This window comes from Candidatus Neptunochlamydia sp. REUL1 (genome assembly GCF_963457595.1).
In the GTDB taxonomy this organism is placed as follows: Bacteria; Chlamydiota; Chlamydiia; order Chlamydiales; family Simkaniaceae; genus Neptunichlamydia.
In genome coordinates this window covers 1,319,310-1,342,526 of sequence record NZ_OY735137.1, presented here as the reverse complement: position 1 = coordinate 1,342,526, position 23,217 = coordinate 1,319,310, and the positions used below count along the sequence as shown (strand labels likewise).

Genomic DNA, 23,217 nt, shown 5'->3' with positions numbered 1-23,217 from the left:
AAAACACCTGTTTGTAACTCCATTCTGCTTATATGAAGTCTCAGATCAGGAAAAAACTAACGTAATCTAAATCAATATCTTTTTCTAACTTTTAAGGAGAAAACGAAATGGCCAAAAAAGCAGCTAATTCGAAGTTTATGAAGCCAATGAAAATCAGCGCTGAGCTTGCTGAAGTTGTTGGAAAGGGACCTATGCCGCGGACTGAAGTGACTAAAAAGCTTTGGGCATACATCAAAAAGCACAAAAGACAAGACCCAGACAACATGCGCAACATCGTTCCTGATGAGAAGCTTTCAAACGTTTTCGGGGGGAAAAAGGCAATTAATATGTTTGACATGACTAAGAAAGTCAACAAACATCTCTCGTAATCACTGATGTGAGTTTTGCACCTCCTTATTGGGGGTGCGAAATATCTTTTTCTCTTCTATAATAGACCCATGAAAACAATATCTTTAATTTTACTTGCTGGCGGCTCTGGAACCAGAATGAATTCTGACGTTCCAAAGACCTTTCTTCCTTTGCGAGGAAAGCCTATGATCCTCCATAGCTTTGACCTCTTTATCTCAATGAAAGAGATCAATGAGATTGTTGTGGTTTGTCCAAAAGAGTGTCAATCCATCTTTCCAGAAGGAACGCTCTTTGCACTGCCTGGGGAAAAACGCCAAGACTCTGTTCAAAATGGAGCTTTGAAAACTTCTGGTGAAATCCTATTGATTCACGATGGTGCCCGTCCCCTGGTTACTCGAGAAGATGTATTAAAGCTTCTAGAAGAAGGAATGTCCACAAAAGCCGCAGCTCTCGGCTCTCCAATAAAGAATACTATCAAGCAAGTCAACGATAATAAGCATGTTGAAAAAACCCTCGATCGCACCGTTCTTTACGAGATGTATACACCCCAACTTCTAGCTCGTGAAGTCTACGAAAAAGGGCATCAGGCGGCAAAAGGAGCTCCCCTTACAGACGATGTTGCACTAGCTGAACGCATTGGCCACCCTGTAAAAATTGTGGTTGGCTGCGCAAGCAACATCAAGATCACATACCCTATCGACCTCAAACTTGCAGAAATAGTGGAATAGGTTCATGAAGTATAAGATGACCATCAGCTACGATGGAACCGATTACGGTGGTTGGCAAATTCAACCAAATCGAAAGACTGTTCAAGAGCTTATTCAAGAAGCTTTAAAAATCGTCCTCAGAACAGAATGCCCTATTGTTGGGTCAGGAAGGACAGATGCAGGGGTTCATGCGAGAGGGCAAATCGCGCACTTTTCCTATGATCTTCCCTTTGAAGCCAGCCCCTTCCGCTACTCCCTCAACTCCCTACTGCCATCAGATATCCGTATTTTGGAAATTGAATCAGTGCCAGAAGAGTTTCATGCCCGATATAGCGTTAAAAAAAAAATTTACCATTATCACCTTCATCTCGATCCCGTTCAAAGTCCTTTCTATGGCCGCTACAAAACCCCTATCTATGCTCCTCTCGACCTAGATCTCCTCCAAGAAGCCCTTCCACTCCTTACTGGAACCCATGATTTCTCAACCTTCCGAGGGGCTGGCTATACCTCTACGAACCCCGTTAAAACCCTCTATCGCCTCGAAATGGCCCCTGAAGAAGGGGGGGTTAGGCTCGAATTTGAGGGAAATGGCTTTCTGTATAAGATGGTCCGCAATATCGTTGGAACTCTTCTTCAAGTCGCCTCAGGTAAACGCCCTGTCTCTAATATCCCTAACCTGCTGAAATCCAAGGACAGAACCCAAGCAGGCCCAACTGCCCCTCCTCAAGGTCTATTTCTAACTAAGGTAGAATATTAAATTTATCTCTATGATAGAATTATTTCATTAATTTTATTACAATCTCTGCCATGGAAGATATAAGACCAGCACCACATCCAAACTATCACCCTCCAGAGAAACACAATGAGGAAAGTTCGGTCAGCGCCGAAGATAAAGGTAGCGTTGATATGTGGGGTGGCATTATGGCACTTATTTCTCGTCTTACAGACATTGTCTATCGCGTCTATGTTAATTCCCTCGATACTGTGATTTGGACAAAATTCGATGCACAATCCTACGACGCTCCGATTTCTCCTTGGTACCTAACCGAAAGACACCGCAGGCTATGTAATCCTAAAGTCATAGAAGTTTTTTGCAGAGTCATGGAAAATTACAGGGCTGCGCCAAGAAAGAACCCCCACATCCTCTGCCACACCCGCTATTCAGTTGCCCTTGAAGGGGAAACTTTTAATCAGCGCTGTCACAATGCTTTATCTGACAGTGTCCACCAGTGGATTAGCGGAAAAACAGAGATTGAAATGGGAAGACCCCAAGGAGCATGCAAGGACGGGCGTTTAGAGCTTTCTCATGACTTTTTGCAAGCATGCTTTCCTTTGATCCCCCATGCAACCAAGCTTACAATTTGTGGCCCTATTCGAGAAGAGGACCGCCTTCTTATCACTCAGGAAATTCTGAAAATGGACCGATTGAGAGAGTTGCACTTTGAAGTTGATAAAGAATCTGCGGAGTACTTTACATCTGCTCTTCCAAAAATTTTGACCAACCACACCATTACAAACATCTCACTTAGAAACTATGAAAAAGAAAAAGATTTTGCAACAATCCAAGAAGAAACTTGGCCCGCTCTAAGAGATCAAGATCAATGCGACATCGCATTCACCAATGTTCCGCAGCCCGCGGAGCCTCACAATAAGCTAACATTTAATTCTACAGCCATGTAAAGTTGGTGACTTCGCCGATGTGGTGGAATTGGTAGACACGGTAGATTCAAAATCTGCTTGTAGCAATGCAGTGCTGGTTCGAGTCCAGTCATCGGCACATTTATAAGGTTGTTTTTTATGAGTTGGATTTTAGAATATTCCCCAATATTTTTTGATTTTGATGGTCTTCTTGTGAACACAGAGCATCTTCACTTCCAGGCATATCAGAGGATGCTTGAGAATCGCGGAGTTTCTTTTCCATGGAGCTTTACAGATTTTGCGGCAGTTGCCCATAAAAGTTCTGAGGGTCTGAGGAAGATGATTACGACGCACGCCCCGACACTCGTGGCAAAAGAATCGTGGGAAGCTCTTTATAATCAGAAAAAAAGTGAATATGGAAAACTTCTCGAAGCAGGAAGCTTAGATCTAATGCCCGGTGCTCAGACAATACTAGAAACCGTCCAGATGGCAAAAATTCCTCATGCCGTCGTGACAAACTCTACGCGAAAGCAAACCGAAATGATCCGAGAAAAAATCCCCACATTAAACAACATCCCTCATTGGATCACTCGAGAAGATTATGAAAATCCCAAGCCCTTACCCGATGCTTATCTAAAAGCCATCGAAGTCCTAGGAAAATCTGACACCATGCTAGGCTTTGAGGATGCACTTAGGGGAATTAATGCCCTGAAAGGAGCTGCTATAACTCCTGTCCTTATCTGTTCGCCAAACCACCCTCAAATGGCTGAAATTCCTAAAGATTCAATGCACTACTACCCTTCTTTAACGTCTCTCTATCAGTAATTAAAATCGCTCTTATTGTTTTAATTAATTGTAGTTACCTGCACCTTAATTGCAAATTAATGAAAAATATCAGGGATTATGAAAAGTATCAATTTTAAACTTATCGGCTCAGAGTGTGCCTCTTCTCAGGCAGCAGCAGACTATCGAACAAACGCATCTCCCGGAAAACCTCCGTACCTAAAATCGACCGAGTCAGGTCACGCTGAATCTCTAGAAGAAATGAGAGCAATCCCAGCTAAAGATAACGGTGTCTACTTAGGCTCTGTCCCTAAAGATTCAATTTTATTCAACAACTACTTAAACTAACTCTTTAGTTTAGAGCGATTTAAACTAATAAGTGTTGAGTTTATTTCGGAGGGTTCTGACGCTGATTCCCAAAACTTTTGCAGCCTGAGTTCGATTCCCCCCAAGGACTTCAAGCACCTTTAAGATGTGCTCTTTTTCAAGGTCTTTTAGGGAAAGCAAAGCATCAGGCGCTGATTGATCAGACTCTATTAAAAAGTGTTCTTCTTCAAGAGTTTCGGAATAGTCCATAACAACACCATGTTCAATGCAATTACGCAGCTCACGAATATTCCCTGGCCAAGGGTATGCAAGGAGCTTTTGCTCCGCTTTTTTGGAAAGTGTTTTCAGAGCGATTTGATTCCGAGCACACACCACTTGAACAAAATGGCGCGCTAGAGGAAGGATATCTTCTTTTCTCTCTCTTAGAGGGGGAAGAAAAATGGGAATTACGTTGAGACGGTAGTAGAGATCAGCACGGAATTCTTTACTTTTTATGGCCTCATTCATCAGACGGTTTGAAGTGGACACAAGCCGAACGTCGACATGAATAGGCCCGGTCCCTCCTACCCGTTCAAACTCCTGTTCCTGCACAACGCGAAGAAGCTTTGCCTGAAGCGCAGCCGGAATTTCAGAAACCTCATCAAGGAGAAGAGTTCCTTTATCGGCACGCTCAAAACGTCCTGCTTTCTTTTGGAGTGCCCCGGTAAAAGCCCCTTTTTCATGACCAAAGAACTCAGATTCGATTAAAGTATCGGGAAGCGCCGCACAGTTCACCCGAATGAAGGGATGGCCGGAGCGACGCGAACCTTCATGAATCAGCCCTGCAATGACTTCTTTTCCTGTTCCTGACTCCCCACAGATAAAGACATTGGAGTGACTCTTTGCAATTTGCTCGACCTGTCTAAGAATCGCTTTCATTGCAGGACTTTCTGCAACAACATGCATTTTTTTCAATCGTCTTTGTAAAAGATTTAGAAGGAGAGCGCTTACTCCCTGTGGATTTAAAGGTTTTTCTAGCACATGCGCGATATCTTTTAATAAGGGATCTCCACCAGATTTTAAATGGACAATGGGGGTACTTAAAGGACGTCGCTGAGAACGATCTAAGACCTTAATCCCTTTTAAATCACTTAAAATGAGATCAAAAGAGCGTTTTTTGAGTAGATTCAAGGCGGCCATTCCGTCTTCAACGGTAAAGAGCTGAAGTTTCTTCCCCTTCAATAGTTCTAGAAGTAACTCCCGAGACGAGAGCTGTTTCTCGATAATCAGTACCTTCTTCATCCCAACCTTCCTTTCTCCACAAATAATCCGCTCGAATTTTTTTTGCAAACACTGATATATTGGAGTGATATGAAGCGAATGATTTATCTTTTATTCTTTATTTTGAGTGTTTTAGTAGGGTGTTCAGGGCTAGAAAAGTCTGAGAGAAAAAAGATCCGAGAGCGTAACCTTACATTCCGACCCATTCAACGTCAGTCTGATGAAATTCTCTTTCCCCAAACCACCCATCCTCCAAAAAAAAGAACGCCTTATCCTTGGGAGAGGAAAAAGATCGGGTCCCAGCTGAGGATCACCAAAGAGTTTTTCAGATGCCAGGGAGGCATCTTAAACCCTCCCATTCAGATACATCGACAAACAGATCTAATCTATCACCTCGACTGTGGGGGCATCGAAACCCATACCCTTCCCATCAAAAATGGAAAAGAATTTATTTATCCCATCCTCATCGATCTGCTTAATCATGTTCAGGAGGCAACAGGAAAAAAAGTGGTGGTCACTTGTGGGCATAGATGCCCCAATCACAACCTCTATGCCGATCCTTCAAAGGCTGGACGCACCTCAAAGCACCTTATCGGAGCTGAAGTGGATTTTTATGTTGAAGGACTCGAACATGCCCCTCAGATTGTGATCGATACTCTTCTTAGCTACTATAAGGAATCCTTAAGACGCTCCGAAACCCTCAGCACATCTGCTACCCCCTCGTGGTATAATAAAGAAGTCGCTATCACTCTCTACCATGAAACCGAAGGGAGAGACTTTGATAACAGCCATTCCTATCCCTATATCTCAATTCAGGTTCGCTACGACAAGGACAATAGACGCCCCGTTCAATACAACTGGCACCAAGCACATAATTTCATTAAACATTGATTATACATTCGTAAAAAATAAAGTCATAAATTTAATTGGTATTTTCATGTAAGCTGTTTGACTTTATATTATATAAGATGCTTATAAATATTCTGTCAACCTACTTCTGAAGCGCTAAAAGATATCAAACAGCTAAATAATCAAGACGTCACGATTTTTCTGAGACCTCTTGATTTTTTCGGAGATTTTGAATAATGTATATAATGGTACTTATATAGCTAAAATATTTCGTTTTAGTTATAATTTTTCGAATGATATATTCGCTAGATTTTAGAAAAAAAGTTCTATCGATCCGAAGCAAAGAAAAATTAAGCTTTGCCCAAGTAGCAAGACGCTTTGGAGTAAGTGTAAATAGTGTGTTTCTCTGGTCTAAGAGGTTAGAGCCGAAGCGCACTAAAATCAGACCTGCAATAAAGATTGATAGAGAGATCTTGATGGAGGATATCAAGAAATACCCTGATGCCTTCAACTATGAACGAGCACATCGTCTCAACGTAAGCACTTCAGGCATTCGGTGTGCCATGAAGAGGTTAAGAATTAGCTATAAAAAAAACGCTCAACCATCCCAAGGCCTGCGAAACAAAAAGACAAATCTTTCAAGGAGCACTGCCTATAACTAATTTAAGTTACTTTAGCTATACATTGCGTTTACGGGATTTTTGTATCGGAGAACAAAGGGGATCATCCCCAAAGCCCTTGCTAACCAAGAAGGACATGGAAAGACCTTGACTTGTTGCATGGGAATCCTCCATCTAAAAAGAGAAAGAGCTTAAATTATTTTAGAAAATTATGCCAGTTCTCAACAGTCCCAATATGGGAATTCTTTGATATGTGGTTGTAAATCTTTGACTAGATAACCGCTATCGATTAAGCTCTTATGGCATCTTGATCAAACTAGTAGCATGAGCCGATGCAGAAGTTAACACATCTTAGAGTCCCTCCTCCCTCCAGCCCCTCAGCAAGCTCTACCTCTAGCGATCATTCATGCGGTTATAGTTCTGCATCTAGTTCTCCAGAAAACTCTCCTCCGGCAAGACATTTACCACTAAGACTTCCAGAAGCAAAGTATCAAGAGCTATTTGACTCTATAGATCCCTGGCACCCAAATCCCGAGCAAAGACTATCTGCCAATACACAGCACATGAAAACCCTGCAGACAACAATCAATAGGAAGATTCAAGAAAGTTATTTCTTTGTTTTGGGAAAGCAGCAGGAAGATGAACGCTTTCAAAAGGTTTTTGTTGATTTCTTCCGTGAGATACGTGGTGTTAACAACTTAGCTAAAGAAGCATCTATTTTGTTAGCTGATCATTTTCGAGGCTATGCAGACGTGAGTGAAAAAGTCGAATACACCATAGATGCTGGAGACTTTTCAGATATCCACTGTACTTATCATCAACCAACAGAAGAAGTGATTCTTGAGCTCAAGAAGATCCTTGAAGAAGAGTATGGCCTGAAGGGGCAGCTTATAAAATCTCTGAATAAAGCAGGCCAAAAGATTGGAGATGTATTTCAACTAGATACTCACGATACCTGTTTGCGAGAGTTTTCCATATTTCCTAGATTATTTCCCAAATGCATGAAAGCACTGAAGGAGATATTCAGCAGCCTATTGGTATCAGAGTGGCTCAAGAAAGACATTGAAGAGGTTAAGATCTATCTCAAGCAATACCCCTCTAAAGAAAGCATCGAAAGACCAAGACTCACAAAGGAAGATCTCACTCGAGCGATAGCACTCTGGACAGCAGCAAAGCACTACGCTGAGCAGCAAAAGATACGAGATCATCAGCTCTCAAATAAACATAGAAACGAGCTAAAAGATGATCTATGTAGTGCCTTGATCTCTGGAGGATTATCCTTTATAACGGGAGATCCAAGCTTAGTAATTGGACAAGCAGCAAAAACGGCAATGAACTCTTTTGGCAATACAATCGACCCTGAAGGAAAAGATCAGGCAGTGCAAGTCTTAAAGCTATTTGGAGGCTTTGGTCTTGGTAGCGCAATGGGAAGAAATTCCTGGGATCTAGGAACGGCTCTTGGTGTTGATCTTCTTGACCTAGCAACTCGAGCAGAAAAGACAGGAAAAGGAGAGTCTGCCTTAAGAAACCTTGGTGGATCTGTACTCAAAGGCGCATTAACGCAAGATAAGAAAAAGCTAGTCTGCCAAGTACTAGGTTTTAGCGTAGCTGAGGCTGTTAATCAGCTTCCTGAGACAGATGAGACAACGCCGCTTGACATACGCATCGCAAGAGCATTGATATCCAATGGAGATGTTCAAAGTCACTACATTAAGCAGTACGTTGACCAAAAGTTCAAGGAAGCTCCTAAACCAAAAGTTGACGGAGAACTTACTCCAGAAGAACAAGAAAAATACCCCAAGCAAGAACCAACTCTGGCAGACTTACAGCAGCAAGAAGACAGCAAGCAACATGCTCTAAAGATCCAAGCAGCACAAAATGAGCTCATACAAAAAGAAGCTGGTGTTGCAGAAGCAAATAAATACCTCAATGAGAAATTTGCAAAGTATCAAAAAGCCTGTGGTGCATTCAACTCTGCAACTAAGGAATTGAGCAAAGTCATCAAGGGAAACGAGAATCTATCAAAGGCGATAGAAGAAAGAGATGACGCCCAAAAGACACTAGATAGTCTACAAGGGATAGAGAGAATTCCAGTTCCAGAATCTAAACCTGAAAAGCCCAGGAAACCCAAAACAGTAGTAGGGAAAGCATGGAATTGGATAAAAGAAAACGTTGCAGTAAGCGGTGAAATATCTGCAACTAAGATGCCGCTGTATACCACGAATCCATCTACCTCTTCAGATAGATATGTGCCAAGAGAATTGTCTCAAGCCCCTCCATCTCCGAATAGACCACAGATAAGGGAGCCTAATGCAGGACAGTGGGAAAATGTTCAGGCGATGCAACAAGGCCAACTCTTCAACAAAAACATGCAATACCAAACGCCTGTTGTAGATAATAGCCCTAAAGCCCCCTTGAATTATCAAGCTTACTGGGGGCAAGGTCTGGCAAACAATGTGCAAGTGCCACCAATGGAGCTTAGAAGTCTTGGGAGGAGTAATCCTGTAGATATAAGACCAGCGCATAATAGACCACTTCAAATGGCAGGTTTTGTTCCCTTCGTTATCAGCAAAGTTGTTCCAGAGCAGACTCAAAGAAATGTAGAAACTTGGGTTAAAGGATACGTCCAACAATGGAAAGAGAACCCACTCAGGGCTAAAAGAGATGCAGACATTTGTTTGCTTATAGGCGCTAAAAAAACCATTGTATTTGCGATTCAAGCTTTTGAGCAGCCAAGCTTAAAGACTAAACCCCATACCTTTGGATTGATGGAGGTTTCGAATAGACTCGACAATTGGGTTGCTAAGAAGGTCAACCTAGATCTAGGTTCCCCCAACGCTCAAATGAGTATGTTTGTTGGAGAAATTGCTGTGCCGCTTCCTTTGCTTGGTGGATGCAAGCCCTGCATGAAGGTAGGTCAAGAAGCATTTGCTTTCATGAGACAATCTACCAAACATCTGAAGCCTAATCCTTTATTAGATAGAGCACTTTTGAATCCGACGGGGTTTGAAAAAGAACTAAGGACTATTGAAGCACTACAGAATCCTGCTTACCACAGTGGAATCGGAAATCCTTGGAGTGAAATGCTTCCGATGTATCCTAAGGGATTCTTTAAGAGAAATATTGCAAAAGTTGAGACTAAGGCGATACAAGCGGCAAAAGGTGTGAATAGAAGTAATAATTATCAGTTTGTAACATGGGTTGAAAAGGGTGAGACTAAAGCAGTCTCTATAGGAGAAATGAGTCACTCTGGGACTTTCCAAGATAGAGGTGGATTAAGTCAGGCTGGAAGAGCCTTGCAGAAGAAAACAGATAGGTTAGGATCAGTATTTCCAAAACCAAGTGGTAATATACATGAGGTAAATACGCAGGGACAAAAAGTGCTCGATGAAATATTGAATCATCCTGATAAGTGTATATTATTTAAGAGGCCTCCAACATTGAAAACTGAAACTTTAGATATTGTTCTACCAGATGGGCGTGGAGCTAGATTCACAAAAGATGGTAAAAAGATGATTGGATTATTGGAGCCTAAGAAATGAGTAAAGAAGATTTTAGGATTATGATTGCTGATGTTCCAGATAAAGAAGAACCTGTTTGTGAAGTTTATTATAAAAATATAGGATGGGTGCAGGTTTCGGCAGAAATCCCAAATAAATTTATCATAGCTTTTTGCAATACTGATGAAGGCAACTACTGGGAATTTCCTTACGATGAAGCAATGGAAGTGCTTGAGGAAGCTAAAAACCATCTTGCTAAACTCCAAAGAACCCCTGAAGAGCAAGCAAGATATCAGGCTAGGCTGAAAGAACAAGCCAACTGGAAACCAACTCCAGAGGAAACAGCAGAGTATGGACGTAAGATGGAAGAACAGCGTAAAAAGTATTATGGATGAACATTTCCATGCAGAAATCGTCTAGAGAAAACGCTCATAAGTCCTTGATCTTTTAGCTGATCTCTTAGATCAGCAAAGATCAAGGACAAGATATTGGTCCCTATTTTTTTTCTAAGGAGCCTAATGCAGGACAGTGGGAGAATGTTCAGGCGATGCAACAAGGCCAACTCTTCAACGAAAACATGCAATACCAAACGCCTGCGAGAGCTCCTTTAGATTATGGATCTTCTTGGAGACAAGGTCTGGCAAACAATGTGCAAGTGCCACCAATGGAGCTTAGAAGTCTTGGGAGGAGTAATCCTGTAGATATAAGACCAGCGCATAATAGACCACTTCAAATGGCAGGTTTTGTTCCCTTCGTTATCAGCAAAGTTGTTCCAGAGCAGACTCAAAGAAATGTAGAAACTTGGGTTAAAGGATACGTCCAACAATGGAAAGAGAACCCACTCAGGGCTAAAAGAGATGCAGATATTTGTTTGCTTATAGGCGCTAAAAAAACCATTGTGTTTGCGATTCAAGCTTTTGAGCAGCCAAGCTTAAAGACTAAACCCCATACCTTTGGATTGATGGAGGTTTCGAATAGACTCGACAATTGGGTTGCTAAGAAGGTCAACCTAGATCTAGGTTCCCCCAACGCTCAAATGAGTATGTTTGTCTGCCCAGAAGATTTTGATTGTTGAACATATTGATAATGCCTTCTCAATCAAAGGTTTTGCTCCTGCTCGATCGGATTGTCCTGCGCTATGAACAATCACACAGATTAGAAACCCCAAAACATCAACTGCAATGTGTCTTTTTCGGCCTTTTATTTTTTTCCCCGCCATCATAACCAATTTCTTTGCCCCGTCCTGTTGTTTTAACAGTTTGACTATCAATGATAGAAGCAGACGGAGAAGGATCTCTATTGGAAGCTTCTCTCCACACTTTGAAATAGTGATATAGCTAAAGTGACTTAAATTAGTTATAGGCAGTACTCCTTGAAAAGTTCGTCTATTCCACATTGATATTTTCTTCGCTTAGACTTTGCCTGTGCCGCTGATGTAGAGAAGAGCGTCTACTATTAAACGCTCATTAGTTTTCCGGGGACGTCCTTCGTGTTTTGGTGGAGGAATCAGCGGAGCGATTAGCTTCCATTGTTTGTCTGTTAAATCCGAAGGGCAATCCTTTATTATTACTCCTTATTAAAGGAAAGAATAATACCCTATTCAAACTTTTTGGACACCCTCTTAAATTATTCTAGAAAATTATGCCAGTTCTCAACAGTCCCCCTAAATACTATCGCTTACGAGAGTTTCGCTACTATTCCTAGGATTGGATCCAATTTGGGGGGGGCTTTTTTTTCTTTTTTGGCTTTTTCTTTTCTTCCGCTGCAGCCCCTTCTTGTACAGGGGTTTTCCCCTCTTTTTTGGCTTTGACAGCTTTTTTGATCTCCCCAACCCCTTGCTCGAGCTTTTTCTTAGCTCCCTCAATGGCACTCCATTGATCATCAGAGAAGTTCTTGGGATTGTTAGAAAACTCAGCTAGTTGCTCGGGAGTCATCCCTGTTTTTTCGCAAACGCGCTGGGTTTCTTCTTCGATCTTTTTCTTGAGCATCATGACCTTTTTAACCGCTTCCTTCTTCTCTTCCTTCGATCCATTAAGCATCACATATTTAAATCTCTCAAAGTATTCAACTGAGTCTTCAAACACCTCTTGAAGGCGGCCTTCTTTTTCCTCAGCAGGGAGGTCAAAGAACGCCATAATTCGTTCAAATTCGTCTTCCATTCATAGTCCTCTTTTTTGCGGCCTTAACCTTATTATAAGGGATAACATCCAGATCTGTCCAGCCATCTCTAGACTTCAACCCAAGTGGGTACCTATCGTCGCTTTAATGACAAAGACTTAAATGAGATTTTTTAAGGCTTGGTGTACAACGGGGATTTAGGTAAGCAACTAGGTTTCCAGTTGCGAAAAATACAAAAAATCTATAAACCAAGGAGTTAACAACGGACTCTAATATGGAACTCGAAAGACTCATTGAAATGCTCGCAGCAGAGCTGAAACTACCAGCACTCCCACAAAAAGACAAAAACGGATGTTACCAGCTGAAAATCAATCCCTCTATTACTGTTTCTGCTAAAGAACTCGACCCTGGAGTCTTCATCCACTCACAAATTCTCCCAGTCCCTAAAGAAGGAAATAAGGAAGCTCTCTTTATTCACTTAATGAAAGCCAACCTCCTTGGACAAGGAACGGGAGGCGCTGCAATTGGAATTGATTCCTCAGAAAAGTTCTTCACTCTTTCACAAACTCTAGCCTTCGAAGTCAACTATAAAGCGTTTCACGAAACGCTTGAAGACTTTCTCAATTACATTGACTACTGGAAAGAAGAAGTTCCTAAACTACAAACTTCGTTTCTATAAACCATCACTGTGATGGTAATAATTAGCACTAGTCATAAAAGCTAAATCTATGTATGTTGCGGGGGATAAGGAAAAATGCGTTTTGCGCGTATGCGTGAATAAATTAAGATTGGAATGAGGTAATGGCAGGTTTTCTAGTTGCCGAAGAGGGACCACTCGTAGGATTGGTTATCCGTTTTGAAGAGGGAGAAGAATGGATTCTTGGTCGCGATCCCGATGTCTCCTATCAAGTTCTCGAAGATCCAATGGTTTCTCGCAAACATGTCATTTGCAGGCTTTCCGAGGATGGCTATGTCCTTGAAAACTTAAGTGCCATTAACCCTGCAACAGTCAATGGAAAACCCGTTGAAGAACCAGCCCTCTTACAAGAGGGAGATACCGTGCAAGTCGGCAATGTCTTCTTCCACTTTACCCTTAAAGATCCGATTGAAAAAGAGCAAGAGATCGACGACGGAAAAGAGATGACAGGATCTCCAACGATTTACGAAGAGTCTGACGACTTAGGAGCCTTAGCTTTTAGCGGAGCAGCAGAATCGCGATGGATGATCAAAGTCATTTCGGGACCCAATGCTGGAGCTGAATTCGGACTCCATGAAGGGACAACCCTTATTATTGGTAAGGACCCTACGACCTGTGACATCTTATTCCAAGACCTAAGCGTCTCCCGTCAACATGCCAAAATTATTTCAACTGCAGATGGAAAAGTTACAATTGAGGATTTAGGAAGCCTAAATAAGGTTCTTATTAATGGACAAGAGATCTCAGGAACAACAGAACTCAAAACACAAGATTTAGTTGCTCTCGGAACCACTTCTTTTCTAGCAATCGACCAACAACAGACCCGTGAAACAATCGTTTCCCCAACGGCCGGGATGGATTATATTCCTCCCTCATCAAAAGAGGGCCAAGCGGTAGCAGAAGCAGAAGCAGAGCAAGAGGCGACTGCAAAAAATTGGAAAAAAATGGTCATTCCCAAGAGACACCTAATTCTTGCGGGGGTCTTCGCCATTCTATTAATCTTAGGACTCGGCGGAGTCTTTAGTCTATTTAAGACAGAAACTGTTGCTCACTCTGCGGTAGATGAATCTCAAGATATTGCCAAAACACTGCAGCAATTTCCTGAAGTGGAGTTTTCTTATAATACGGCAACAGGAAAACTCTTCTTGCTCGGTCATGTAATGACTGAAATCGACCAGCAAGAAATGGTCTACCTTCTAAAATCCCTAAGTTTTGTCAATTCAATTGAAGACAATGTGATCATTGATGAACTTGTTTGGGAAAACACCAATGCCTTGATGATGAAAAATGCCTCATGGCGTGGTGTGAATCTAACCTCTATTATTCCGGGACATTTTGTCTTGAGAGGATATGTGCAAACTCTTGAAGACTCAACAAAGCTCTCCGAATACATTAATATTAACTTCCCCTATCTTGACAAACTCGATAACCAAGTCGTTGTCGAAAACACCTTGGAAGCACAAATCCAAGGAGTCTTGATGGAAAATCAATTTGGAAATGTTACCTTCCAGTTTTCAAATGGTGAATTGATTTTAGCGGGCCGAGTTCCATCGAATCAAGAATCAACCTACAATACAATGATTGCAGGGATGAAAAAGATTCCAGGCATTCGAATGATTAAAAACTTTGTCGTATTTTCCAAACCAACAAGTGACATCGTTGACATTTCATCGAAATATAATGTAACGGGAAGTTCAAAATATGGAAACATGAGTCAGTATGTTGTTATCAATGGAAAAATCTTATCGATAGGTTCCGATTTAGATGGAATGACAATTACACAAATGCAAAATAATTCCATTTTTCTCGAAAAAGATGGCATAAAATACAAGATTAACTACAATCAGCCTTAAGACTAAAAATGTAACTATAGAGGTTTAGTGCAAAAATGTTTGGACTTGAAAAAGGAAAAGAACCAAAGCGCTTTGAGTTTGATTTAGAAAAAGAACTCAAAAGCAGCGATAAGGAAAAAAAGAAAGTGCTCGACCAAGTCGATGCACAGACTAACGCATTAAAAACGACTCTTCGAGAAGGAACAGCTTCCGAAAACTTTGATAAGTGTGGCGTGCTTTTGCAGGCTTATGGAGCACTTAAGCGCGTTGTTGAAAGAACAACTCGCGGATAATTAGAATAAGAGAGGTATGGTATTATGGGATCTCACCCCGTTTCTTTAACGTTTTATACGTTAATTAAAAAATATTCGGCATTGCAAGCAGAAGTTGTGTCACAAGTTAGAAACGTCGCAAGTCGACTTTCAGCTGCAACACCAGGTAAATTCCTACTTTTGCAATTCTCGATGTCTCAGGTAACTCAGGTCGGTGATTCGATCTCGAACTTGATCTCTCAGGTCAACTCGATGATCAACAACTCAGTGAGAAACCAGAAATCAAGTTAAACCTTTGCCTAAAACCAGCTGTTTTGGCATAAGAAGAATCAACTTAAGTGTTATTAGAAAAGGATTAAGGTCATGGAAGATCTATCGAAATATGATGAAGATTTCTTTCTCTTTCTAGAGGCGGGATTCATCGCTATCAATCAAGCAGACGAAGATGCTGCTGTAAAAATGTTCAAGGCTTGCGAACTCCTTAGGCCAGAGAACTACCTATATAAAGTAGGCTTGGGATATCTTCACCTCCATAAGCTCGAGCTTAAAGCAGCAATTAAGTATTTCGAAGAAGTACTTGCTAAAGAACCTGATAATGATATGGCAAAAACATTCTTAGGAATTGCAATGACTCTCACTCCTGACCAAGTGTCAAAAGGAGAAAAAGTCTTAGAAGAAGCTGCAAAAAGCTCTCATGATTCTCAAGTCAAAAAAGTAGCTAATTCTTCTTTAGAGTTCGTGGAGAATTTTGTAAAAAAACCAGGTGGCGGAGCAGGTCCAACCCCTAAATAAGAAGTTATGGCAGATAATAGTCCGGAAAAAATTACAAACCCATCTAGTATCGACCCTAGTAAGTCAATACAACCAGGTGAAGAAGAACAGTCAAAACCTATGGGTGACTTCCAATCCTTCATGCAAGATGGACAAGGAACCCAAACTGCTGGTGGAAAGCCGGAGGGCCCCTCGCCCTTTGATCTAGTAGCAGGTGGGCAACAAGCAGCAATGACTGGCCCAACGCATGAGTCAGTTCTAGGACAAATGAATAGCGCCTCATCTGTCCTTGGTGATCTTCAAAATCAAATGAGTAATAAAAACCTTAACCTCAGACAGTCTCAGAAATATCTTCTCCGGAATAAACTGACGAGCGCAAACCAGAACATCCGCACCGCTGCCAGTAAAGCGGGGGTTGATACGGGTCCTCCTATTACTCAGTTTTCTCGCCAAAGCCCAATCAATAAGTTCCTCGGAATGCTTTCTGATTCGCAGTCGCAGCTTTCTAGTGCTCAATCACAAATCCAAAATCTTAATGCCAACGGTCAATCAATGAATCCGGGGGATATCCTTCTTATCCAGGTAAAACTTGCAAAGGCGCAGCAAGAACTTGAGTATTCCTCTGTTCTTCTTAGCACCGCAACAAGTGACATTAAGACACTCTTCAACATCCAACTATAAACTCACACAACTGTCAGGAGTTTTACAAGTAGCTCTTTGGTTTATTTGTTGTTTGAGATACAATAGGGATAGGGTATGGAATCGATAAAAAGGTCGTCATTATGCCACAAGGTCCCGACTTTGAAAAACTGATCGGACATTTAGAAGATATAGAACTTACAACAGTCCACGGACGGATCACTGAAATTGTGGGGATGTTGATTCGTGCAATTGTTCCCAACGTGAAGATGGGCGAGGTTTGTTTGGTCAAACGAGAAGGAGAACCTCTCGTCGCTGAAGTTGTCGGTTTCACAAAAGATGAAGTCTTTCTTTCCCCTCTTGGAGAAATGACGGGCATCGGCCCCTCTTCTGAAGTGATTCCAACGCGCCTTCCATTGCATATTAAGGTCGGTCCAAATCTTTTAGGGCGAGTCTTAGACGGAATGGGCCGTCCCCTAGATGAGGCCACAAAGGGCCCCTTAGTCCTAGAAGAAACATACTCGGTCATCAATCCTCCTCCTGATCCTCTTGAACGAGAAATGATTGACAAACCCATCTCGGTTGGAATACGAGCCATCGATGGGATCTTAACAGCAGGACGTGGACAACGGATTGGAATTTTCGCTGCTGCAGGTGGCGGTAAATCCACCACACTTGGGATGATGGCCCGCTACGCCAAGGCCGATGTGAACGTCATCTCCCTTATTGGTGAGCGGGGGCGAGAGGTTAGGGAATTCATAGAACACGATCTTGGCGAGGAAGGCCTTGCCCGCTCGGTCATCATTGTCTCCACATCGGACCAGGCGGCACAACTGCGACTGAATGCTGCGTATGTAGGAACATCGATTGCAGAATATTTCCGCGACCAAGGGAAAACCGTCATCTTGATGATGGACTCCGTTACCCGTTTTGCAAGGGCCCTTCGGGAAGTGGGTCTTGCAGCCGGAGAGCCTCCTGCTCGAGCAGGTTATACTCCATCGGTCTTCGCAACCTTGCCAAAACTTCTAGAACGCTCCGGAAACTCTGCCAAAGGCTCAATCACCGCTTTCTATACCATTCTTGTTGCTGGAGATGACATGAACGAACCGGTGGCAGATGAAGTGCGTTCGATCTTGGATGGTCACATCATATTGTCGAGTGAGTTAGCGCGTCAGTACCATTACCCCGCGATCGATATTTTAGCATCTGTTAGCCGGATTCTTCCTAATGTTACAAGCGAAGAACATCGAAAACTCATTGGACAAGTTCGAGAAGTCTTAGCAAACTACAGAAAAAATGAGCTCCTTATTCGTATTGGAGAATATAAGCCAGGATCTGACAAACAGGCTGACTTTGCGATCAAATACATTGACAAAGTGAATCGCTTCTTAAAACAGAAAGTCGACGAGAAATGTTCGTTTGAAGAAACAATGGAACAACTCCAAGCGCTTTTTAGGTAGCAATGAAACAAACATATCCTTTAGAACAACTCGCAACAATTAAGAAGCGACGCTTAGAAGAAGCAGAACGTGTTCTAAAGGAAAAAAAAGAGCAGCTCGAGAAAGAAAAAGAAAAGCAGAAAGAGCTGGAAGAAGAGAGAAACACAACCTTTAAACACCGCGCAGCCAAACTAAAACAACTCCGAGATAAACTCGATGCCGGAACTACAAGTGATAAAATCGAAATAATGCGAGAGTACATCAAAGTTGTCGATGAAGAGCTCAAACAAAAAGAGAAAAAAGTTCAAGACCAAATCAAAGTGGTAGAAGAAGCGGCCGAAGCAGTTGAAGCAGCCCGCAAAGACATGGTCAAAAAACAACATGATGTTGAAAAATTGAAAATGCACCGCAAAGAGTGGGAAAAGGAAATGCGTGTCCTCGAGGTTTACGAAGAAGGTATCGAAAATGATGACCTTGGAACCGCCATGCATACAACGAAAAAACATAAACGGCGGTAAGCTATGGATCCTGATAAAGTCCAAGGGGATATCCAACGTCCCTTTCAACAAGAGCCTGAAGCATCAGATAAAATCGACCCTGAAAAGTTCAAGAAGGTCATGAAAGTTGAAGATACCGACGAAGCGCAAAAACGTAATAAGCGAAACCTAAAGAGGGAAGAGGAAGAAGGAGAGGGTGAAGATGTTGAAGAAAAAGTTGCTCCCCCTCCTGCTTCGACCTCATTCTCAGAATTCATGAGCGACAAAGATCAACTCAATAACGTTCTAGACTCAGAATCTGGAGGCGTCCGCTACCAAGCCGCACCAGAGGAAGATGATGCCTTTGTTGCACCCGAAGCTGGGTCGATTAATACCGAAGGGGTAGATCTCGATGAAAGCGAAGCTGCTCCGCCTCAAGGGAAGCAGCAGCAGGCAGGATCAGAACAAGAACAAGCTCCTCCAACGCCGCAGCCGCAGCCGTCTTCAGGGAGTGGGTATGTACAAGAACCCCCAGCATCTTCTGAAGAATCCTTTTCCCCTCCAATGTATGAAGGAGACTTTGAAGAGCAACCTTTTCAGCCACAGCAGCCCACAAATCAAGAGCAACAACCTCAGGGCACCACAAGCGAAGACAGCCAAAACACTCAACAAGCTCAGCAACCACAAGAAAAAGGAGATGAAAAACCTCCTGAGAAAAAGAAAGAAGAAGACGCTTCCCTTTTAGCCTCTCAGCCAAAGATGAGCGATCTCATTCCTAAGAAAAAGACCAAGAAGCCTGCAGCTGAAGTTAAAATGCTCCCCAAAGACATGCAAACTCCACAAGAGGGACAAAAAATCTCTGATGTAATAGGAAAAGCAACTAATAAACTAGATGGAACCCCACTTTCAGAATCAAACATTGGAAAAGATCAAGCAACCTCTGCTTCCTTTGAAGGCATTGAGGGAACTGAAAAAGGTGGAGAGGAAGAACTCACCACCACAGGAAGTCCCAAAGGAGATGACATCTCCGAGGCAGGAGGCCCTCCTCAAAAAACCGATACTAAAACCACACACCCTTTTCGTCGTTTGACTCCTCAAGAAGTCCGCAACCAACGACTAGGAAAAGAAGAAACATCCACCGCCGCCGCCTTAGAAGGAATGGTTGTTCCCTCATCTGGCAAAGGACAAAAAGGAGAAATGGGCAAAAAGAAAAAGGATGATGATGACGCCCCCTTTATTGAAGCCACATCAGAAACCGCAAGTATTATTCTTCCAACCTTTGAGACTCCTATTGCACCTGTTGCTGAAACGCAAACCACCCCCTCATATACAAGACTTACCCCTGAAGTGCATGAGCTCTTTGAAAAAATGGGAGGTGTTATGGTCGTCCAGTTAGATAAGGGCATCACAACAACCACCATGAACATCAACATGCCCAACTCTGTCTTCAACGGAGCCCAAGTGATCCTAGACCAATATAGCTCTGCTCCTCACTCCTACAACCTCCAACTCATCGGAAGCCCTGAAGCCGTGAAGCTCTTCACCAGCAACATGACTCAGCTTGAAAACTCCTTTAAGCAAGCAAACTTCAACTTCGAAGTCAACATCCTTAACCCTTCCATCACCCAAACAAAAAAGCCCCCTCACCTCATCCGTCGAGGCAGTTCAGCAGGCGGCAAAGGCGGTGGCGATAAAGGGAAATCTGGAAATTAGCCCCCCTTGGCATTTTGTAAATATTTTTTATAGGTTCAGGTAACCAAAAAATATAAGGGTTCGTAATGTCTCGTTGTCGTTTTATTGCTTCACTATCTATACTTCTTTGCGTTGCACCTTTCCTAGAAGGTGTCGTCGTAAACAATGCCACAGACCTCAACAACGCGATTATTGCAGCAAATGCGGCAGGCGATCCAAGCATCCAATTCGGAGGACCTATCAACCTCACCACTCTTTCTGTGAATGTGCTTCAACCTCTTAATTCAGATAACGTCCTCAACTCCGTCAATAACACCTTTACAATCGACGGCCTAGGAAACTCCCTACTAGGAAGCGAAATGCATCGCGGTTTTTTTGCCCGACAAAGTACAGGCACCGTCACCATCCAAAACCTCACAATTGATGGAGCCCATGCCCAAGGCGGCAATGGCGGCAATAGACGTGGCGATGGCGCCCTAGGTGCTGGCGGCGGCCTATTCCTTAATACCGGATCAACAGTTGTCCTGGATAGTGTCTCATTCCAACCACATGGAGTCAGGGGAAAAAATGATTGATGGGCGCTCACAAAGTCGCCCCCACCTTATTTCTCTCACCTCTTAGGTCCGGTTTCCTCATTCAAAGCAGCAAAGGTCTCTTCGGCATCTGTCACCACTTCCCCAGGAATAAAAGTTGTTTCATCGCGGAGTGGAGAGAGGAATTTGAGGATGTCTTCTCGAGTATCACACTCTTTCATAAAGGTGAAGAGAACATCATGGAAAAAGGGATCGGAAGAACGCTGACAAAAACTCTTAATTGTTGTCATCAGTTGTTTCTCCGTATCTTCAAGAGGATTCTCTCCATTTATTAGTGCTGCTTCATATTTTTTATAGTCAGCCTTAAGCTTTGCACGATTTAGGTGATGGAGGGCTATCTCCTCCTGAGTGCTTAACAAATTCTTCCAAGTTTTTGCATCTTTGTAATCATCGAGACAATATACACCAAGAAAAAGAAAAATCCCTCCCTTTGTTAAGGCAGTTTGATTAGACAAAAAACTGCGGATATTTGCGACTCTTCCTTCAGCTAAGGAAGATGACAAGGTTCCGGGATATCTTTGGATTAGCTTTTCTGTCTGAGAGCAATACTCCTCTAGTATCGAGGAAATCACACCTCCCCCCTTATAAAAGTATTCAGCCGTCTTGGGATGGGACACATAAAATTGAACAATCTTCCTACTCAATTTTTCTGTTTTTTCTCCATACTTTGGAAAAACACTCGGAATCGATATCCCGATGCCACAACAAACTCCAGAATCCCTATCAAAATTTTCCCAAATTGATTCATGGAAAATTTCTAATATTGCTAAGGGATTTACGACTTTCACTCTTCCTGGAACAGAAAAACTTCTTGAAAGGATGTATGAACTTCTCAAAGAAGATGAGCTCTGGGGAGATGACATTCAGCAAATGATCCACACAGAACTTACCTTGGCCATTAATCAGTTTGAGCAGTAGCTCTTCGGCGATCCCTTTTAATAAGTGGAAGCTCTCCTTTCTGAGCCTCTTCAAGCTCGCAGGTCAAAGAAGGAAGATCAATCTTATATCCTTCAATGAACTTGTGTCCCCACTCCTTCTTTTGGGATAGACTGGGATCCTGAATCGCAATCATTGGGACAACCTTCTTCTCTTCATAAAAAAGAGCGACAGCCGCGGGAGTCAATTTGCGCTCCCACAATTTGCGGAAGGCGGAAAAATCATTAATCCCTTCAAGCGACTCGAATAGTGACTTCCGACAAAGAGCAACTGAAAAGGGGCGGCTTGCTCCCTCTTCCCCTAATTGATACGCGTAAATTCCCTGACTGATGGGAATCGTGTGTGGAAGAGCTTCTGCCTCTTCGACCTCGTGGGACAAGAAGAAATGATCAGCATGCACTTTTTCCATAGCAGAAATGCAGTCGTGAAACCGAATCCTTTCCTCAAAGATAAGCTGATCGTCTCCGATCACCACATAGGGGGATGCATGACGTTTATTAGCCAACACCCTAGAAATCAACGTAGCATAATCATTCCCAGGATAATCACACACATTTAAGAACTGCACCGTGTGAAACTCATTTTGCAAATTGAGATAGGCCCTTTGGAATTCATGATCACTTCCCTTATAAAGAACGTAGACTTCATTAATATCTCTTGCATTCAACAATAGAGATTCAAGACAAGCATAGAGATGGAGAGGACTATCCTCAGAAAAAAGAATCAGATCACTCTTGTATCGATGAAAGCTCGGGCTGTTTAGCTCGAACTTAAGCTGAGACAGGGTCTTGTATGAAGGCAGTGACCGCAGATAGGCGTCAACCAAGGCAACTTTCTGAAGATGGAGTTTATAATCTACAAAAGAAACACTGTCATTTTTTACATAGCTGACTTCATCCATAAAAAGAATATGCTCAGGCCCCATTTCAAAAAGGGGAAACAAGCTTGCAAGCCCATAACATTCATCAATAAACTCTCCCTTGTAGAGGAAGTCTTGAAGTTTCACATTTTGAAAGAACCCTGCATAAAACGTCGTGAGGGGACTGACCTCTTCGCGCACTTTTTGACGAAATTCTTTCCCCAAAAGGAGCGACTCAGAAAATTCATGCCCAGAAACCACTTGGTAATCAGGATGAGAAATGGCCCGTGAATGGGTCATCCATACGTCGGAATTCGCATAAGCACAGTTAAGGTGATCAAAGACATTTTCATGTGATAGCCAATCTTTTCCCCCAATCAGTGCTACAATTTCGTGGGGATCCAAGCGCTGGATGACATCGTATAAAACCTCAAGGTTAGGCTTTCGATTTTCGTAGCGAATGAGTTCCAACTTTCTCTCTTTATTGTGAGAGTAAGCCTCAGCTCTTTCATAGGTGCCATCTGTCGATCCATTATCAATGAGGACTACGCGCATATAAGGGTAGGTTTGCGTGAATAAAGAGTCTAAGTTTCGCTGAATGTCCTTTGCATTATTCTCAGCAAGGATCACCGCAACAATCATCTGATCTTCCAATATTGGATGAATGATTCCAAGACGTGATTGAAGCGCTGTTTCTTTTTTCTGTGGCGCAATTTTTTCGATCACACCAAAATGAGTTTTCAGTCCATAATAGGTTGATGCAAGCAGGCCAATAAGAAATAAAAAAATGAAACCTTTTTTCATAAAACAACTCCGATGATTAATCTGAAACTGTATAGCTTGTTTGAACTTTTTTTTGCA

27 protein-coding genes and 1 tRNA gene are annotated in these 23,217 nt (G+C 42.5%); 22 read left to right on the top strand and 6 right to left on the bottom strand.

Features of this window, described 5'->3' with window-relative positions:
* Window positions 1-107 precede the first annotated feature (107 nt).
* From R2I63_RS07175 to R2I63_RS07145, 7 genes are all read left to right on the top strand, one after another.
* Window positions 108-368, top strand: a complete 261-nt coding sequence (locus R2I63_RS07175) for an SWIB/MDM2 domain-containing protein (protein WP_316356229.1) — start codon at window positions 108-110, stop codon at window positions 366-368.
* 69 nt (window positions 369-437) lie between these two features.
* Window positions 438-1,076, top strand: coding sequence for a 2-C-methyl-D-erythritol 4-phosphate cytidylyltransferase (gene ispD / locus R2I63_RS07170; RefSeq protein ID WP_316356226.1), 639 nt, complete (start codon window positions 438-440; stop codon window positions 1,074-1,076).
* 16 nt (window positions 1,077-1,092) lie between these two features.
* Window positions 1,093-1,812 carry a tRNA pseudouridine(38-40) synthase TruA gene (truA, locus tag R2I63_RS07165; protein WP_316356222.1) on the top strand — a complete coding sequence of 240 codons (720 nt, stop codon included), beginning with the start codon at window positions 1,093-1,095 and terminating at the stop codon, window positions 1,810-1,812.
* Between the two features lie 50 nt (window positions 1,813-1,862).
* Entirely contained in the window at window positions 1,863-2,735 is an 873-nt protein-coding gene (locus R2I63_RS07160) for a hypothetical protein (RefSeq protein ID WP_316356218.1), read from the top strand.
* 13 nt (window positions 2,736-2,748) lie between these two features.
* Window positions 2,749-2,832, top strand: a tRNA-Leu gene (locus R2I63_RS07155).
* Window positions 2,833-2,852: 20 nt separating this feature from the next.
* Window positions 2,853-3,518, top strand: a complete 666-nt coding sequence (locus R2I63_RS07150) for an HAD family hydrolase (RefSeq protein ID WP_316356215.1) — start codon at window positions 2,853-2,855, stop codon at window positions 3,516-3,518.
* A 78-nt stretch (window positions 3,519-3,596) separates the two neighbouring features.
* The gene (locus R2I63_RS07145; RefSeq protein WP_316356212.1) at window positions 3,597-3,824 is read left to right on the top strand and encodes a hypothetical protein; all 228 of its coding nucleotides are present in this window, start codon (window positions 3,597-3,599) and stop codon (window positions 3,822-3,824) included.
* A gap of 24 nt (window positions 3,825-3,848) precedes the next feature.
* On the opposite strand, the gene R2I63_RS07140 is transcribed toward R2I63_RS07145, so the two are convergent.
* Window positions 3,849-5,084, bottom strand: coding sequence for a sigma-54 dependent transcriptional regulator (locus R2I63_RS07140; protein ID WP_316356209.1), 1,236 nt, complete (start codon window positions 5,082-5,084; stop codon window positions 3,849-3,851).
* A gap of 69 nt (window positions 5,085-5,153) precedes the next feature.
* On the opposite strand from R2I63_RS07140, the gene R2I63_RS07135 reads away from it, so the two are divergent.
* The 5 genes from R2I63_RS07135 to R2I63_RS07115 all read left to right on the top strand — a co-directional run bounded on the left by R2I63_RS07135 (window position 5,154) and on the right by R2I63_RS07115 (window position 11,107).
* A complete protein-coding gene (locus tag R2I63_RS07135) occupies window positions 5,154-5,954 on the top strand; it encodes a hypothetical protein (RefSeq protein ID WP_316356206.1) in 801 nt (266 codons plus the stop codon).
* A gap of 251 nt (window positions 5,955-6,205) precedes the next feature.
* A complete protein-coding gene (locus R2I63_RS07130; RefSeq protein WP_316356204.1) occupies window positions 6,206-6,574 on the top strand; it encodes an IS630 transposase-related protein in 369 nt (122 codons plus the stop codon).
* Between the two features lie 290 nt (window positions 6,575-6,864).
* Window positions 6,865-10,074, top strand: coding sequence for a hypothetical protein (locus R2I63_RS07125; RefSeq protein WP_316356202.1), 3,210 nt, complete (start codon window positions 6,865-6,867; stop codon window positions 10,072-10,074).
* Window positions 10,071-10,427, top strand: a complete 357-nt coding sequence (locus R2I63_RS07120) for a hypothetical protein (protein WP_316356200.1) — start codon at window positions 10,071-10,073, stop codon at window positions 10,425-10,427. Before R2I63_RS07125 ends, R2I63_RS07120 begins: the two co-directional genes overlap by 4 nt.
* Before the next feature lie 152 nt (window positions 10,428-10,579).
* On the top strand, window positions 10,580-11,107 hold the full coding sequence (locus R2I63_RS07115) for a hypothetical protein (protein ID WP_316356198.1): 528 nt from the start codon (window positions 10,580-10,582) through the stop codon (window positions 11,105-11,107).
* On the opposite strand, the gene R2I63_RS10685 is transcribed toward R2I63_RS07115, so the two are convergent.
* The 3 genes from R2I63_RS10685 to R2I63_RS07105 all read right to left on the bottom strand — a co-directional run bounded on the left by R2I63_RS10685 (window position 11,048) and on the right by R2I63_RS07105 (window position 12,191).
* Window positions 11,048-11,251, bottom strand: coding sequence for a transposase (locus tag R2I63_RS10685; protein ID WP_445083685.1), 204 nt, complete (start codon window positions 11,249-11,251; stop codon window positions 11,048-11,050). The two genes, R2I63_RS07115 and R2I63_RS10685, sit on opposite strands and share 60 nt — an antisense overlap.
* Before the next feature lie 192 nt (window positions 11,252-11,443).
* Window positions 11,444-11,596 (bottom strand): transposase, encoded by a 153-nt coding sequence (locus R2I63_RS10680; RefSeq protein ID WP_445083684.1) that lies wholly within the window; start codon window positions 11,594-11,596, stop codon window positions 11,444-11,446.
* A gap of 136 nt (window positions 11,597-11,732) precedes the next feature.
* Complete coding sequence (locus R2I63_RS07105; RefSeq protein ID WP_316356196.1) at window positions 11,733-12,191, bottom strand: hypothetical protein; 459 nt, start codon at window positions 12,189-12,191, stop codon at window positions 11,733-11,735.
* A 233-nt stretch (window positions 12,192-12,424) separates the two neighbouring features.
* On the opposite strand from R2I63_RS07105, the gene R2I63_RS07100 reads away from it, so the two are divergent.
* The 9 genes from R2I63_RS07100 to R2I63_RS07060 all read left to right on the top strand — a co-directional run bounded on the left by R2I63_RS07100 (window position 12,425) and on the right by R2I63_RS07060 (window position 20,543).
* Window positions 12,425-12,829, top strand: a complete 405-nt coding sequence (locus R2I63_RS07100) for a type III secretion system chaperone (RefSeq protein ID WP_316356194.1) — start codon at window positions 12,425-12,427, stop codon at window positions 12,827-12,829.
* A 122-nt stretch (window positions 12,830-12,951) separates the two neighbouring features.
* A complete protein-coding gene (gene sctD / locus R2I63_RS07095; protein WP_316356192.1) occupies window positions 12,952-14,700 on the top strand; it encodes a type III secretion system inner membrane ring subunit SctD in 1,749 nt (582 codons plus the stop codon).
* A 35-nt stretch (window positions 14,701-14,735) separates the two neighbouring features.
* Window positions 14,736-14,972 (top strand): DUF5398 family protein, encoded by a 237-nt coding sequence (locus R2I63_RS07090; protein WP_316356191.1) that lies wholly within the window; start codon window positions 14,736-14,738, stop codon window positions 14,970-14,972.
* Between the two features lie 342 nt (window positions 14,973-15,314).
* A complete protein-coding gene (locus tag R2I63_RS07085; RefSeq protein ID WP_316356190.1) occupies window positions 15,315-15,743 on the top strand; it encodes a tetratricopeptide repeat protein in 429 nt (142 codons plus the stop codon).
* A gap of 6 nt (window positions 15,744-15,749) precedes the next feature.
* The gene (locus tag R2I63_RS07080; RefSeq protein ID WP_316356188.1) at window positions 15,750-16,403 is read left to right on the top strand and encodes a hypothetical protein; all 654 of its coding nucleotides are present in this window, start codon (window positions 15,750-15,752) and stop codon (window positions 16,401-16,403) included.
* Between the two features lie 101 nt (window positions 16,404-16,504).
* A complete protein-coding gene (sctN, locus tag R2I63_RS07075) occupies window positions 16,505-17,821 on the top strand; it encodes a type III secretion system ATPase SctN (protein WP_316356186.1) in 1,317 nt (438 codons plus the stop codon).
* Between the two features lie 2 nt (window positions 17,822-17,823).
* Window positions 17,824-18,318, top strand: a complete 495-nt coding sequence (locus R2I63_RS07070; protein WP_316356184.1) for a type III secretion T3S chaperone — start codon at window positions 17,824-17,826, stop codon at window positions 18,316-18,318.
* A gap of 3 nt (window positions 18,319-18,321) precedes the next feature.
* On the top strand, window positions 18,322-19,989 hold the full coding sequence (locus tag R2I63_RS07065; RefSeq protein ID WP_316356182.1) for a hypothetical protein: 1,668 nt from the start codon (window positions 18,322-18,324) through the stop codon (window positions 19,987-19,989).
* Window positions 19,990-20,054: 65 nt separating this feature from the next.
* On the top strand, window positions 20,055-20,543 hold the full coding sequence (locus R2I63_RS07060; protein WP_316356180.1) for a hypothetical protein: 489 nt from the start codon (window positions 20,055-20,057) through the stop codon (window positions 20,541-20,543).
* A 35-nt stretch (window positions 20,544-20,578) separates the two neighbouring features.
* On the opposite strand, the gene R2I63_RS07055 is transcribed toward R2I63_RS07060, so the two are convergent.
* Complete coding sequence (locus tag R2I63_RS07055; RefSeq protein ID WP_316356178.1) at window positions 20,579-21,205, bottom strand: hypothetical protein; 627 nt, start codon at window positions 21,203-21,205, stop codon at window positions 20,579-20,581.
* A 52-nt stretch (window positions 21,206-21,257) separates the two neighbouring features.
* Here R2I63_RS07055 and R2I63_RS07050 point away from each other — a divergent pair, with 52 nt between their 5' ends.
* Entirely contained in the window at window positions 21,258-21,479 is a 222-nt protein-coding gene (locus tag R2I63_RS07050) for a hypothetical protein (RefSeq protein WP_316356176.1), read from the top strand.
* Here R2I63_RS07050 and R2I63_RS07045 read toward each other — a convergent pair.
* On the bottom strand, window positions 21,460-23,160 hold the full coding sequence (locus R2I63_RS07045; protein ID WP_316356175.1) for a glycosyltransferase family A protein: 1,701 nt from the start codon (window positions 23,158-23,160) through the stop codon (window positions 21,460-21,462). The genes R2I63_RS07050 and R2I63_RS07045 overlap by 20 nt on opposite strands.
* Between the last annotated feature and the right edge of the window lie 57 nt (window positions 23,161-23,217).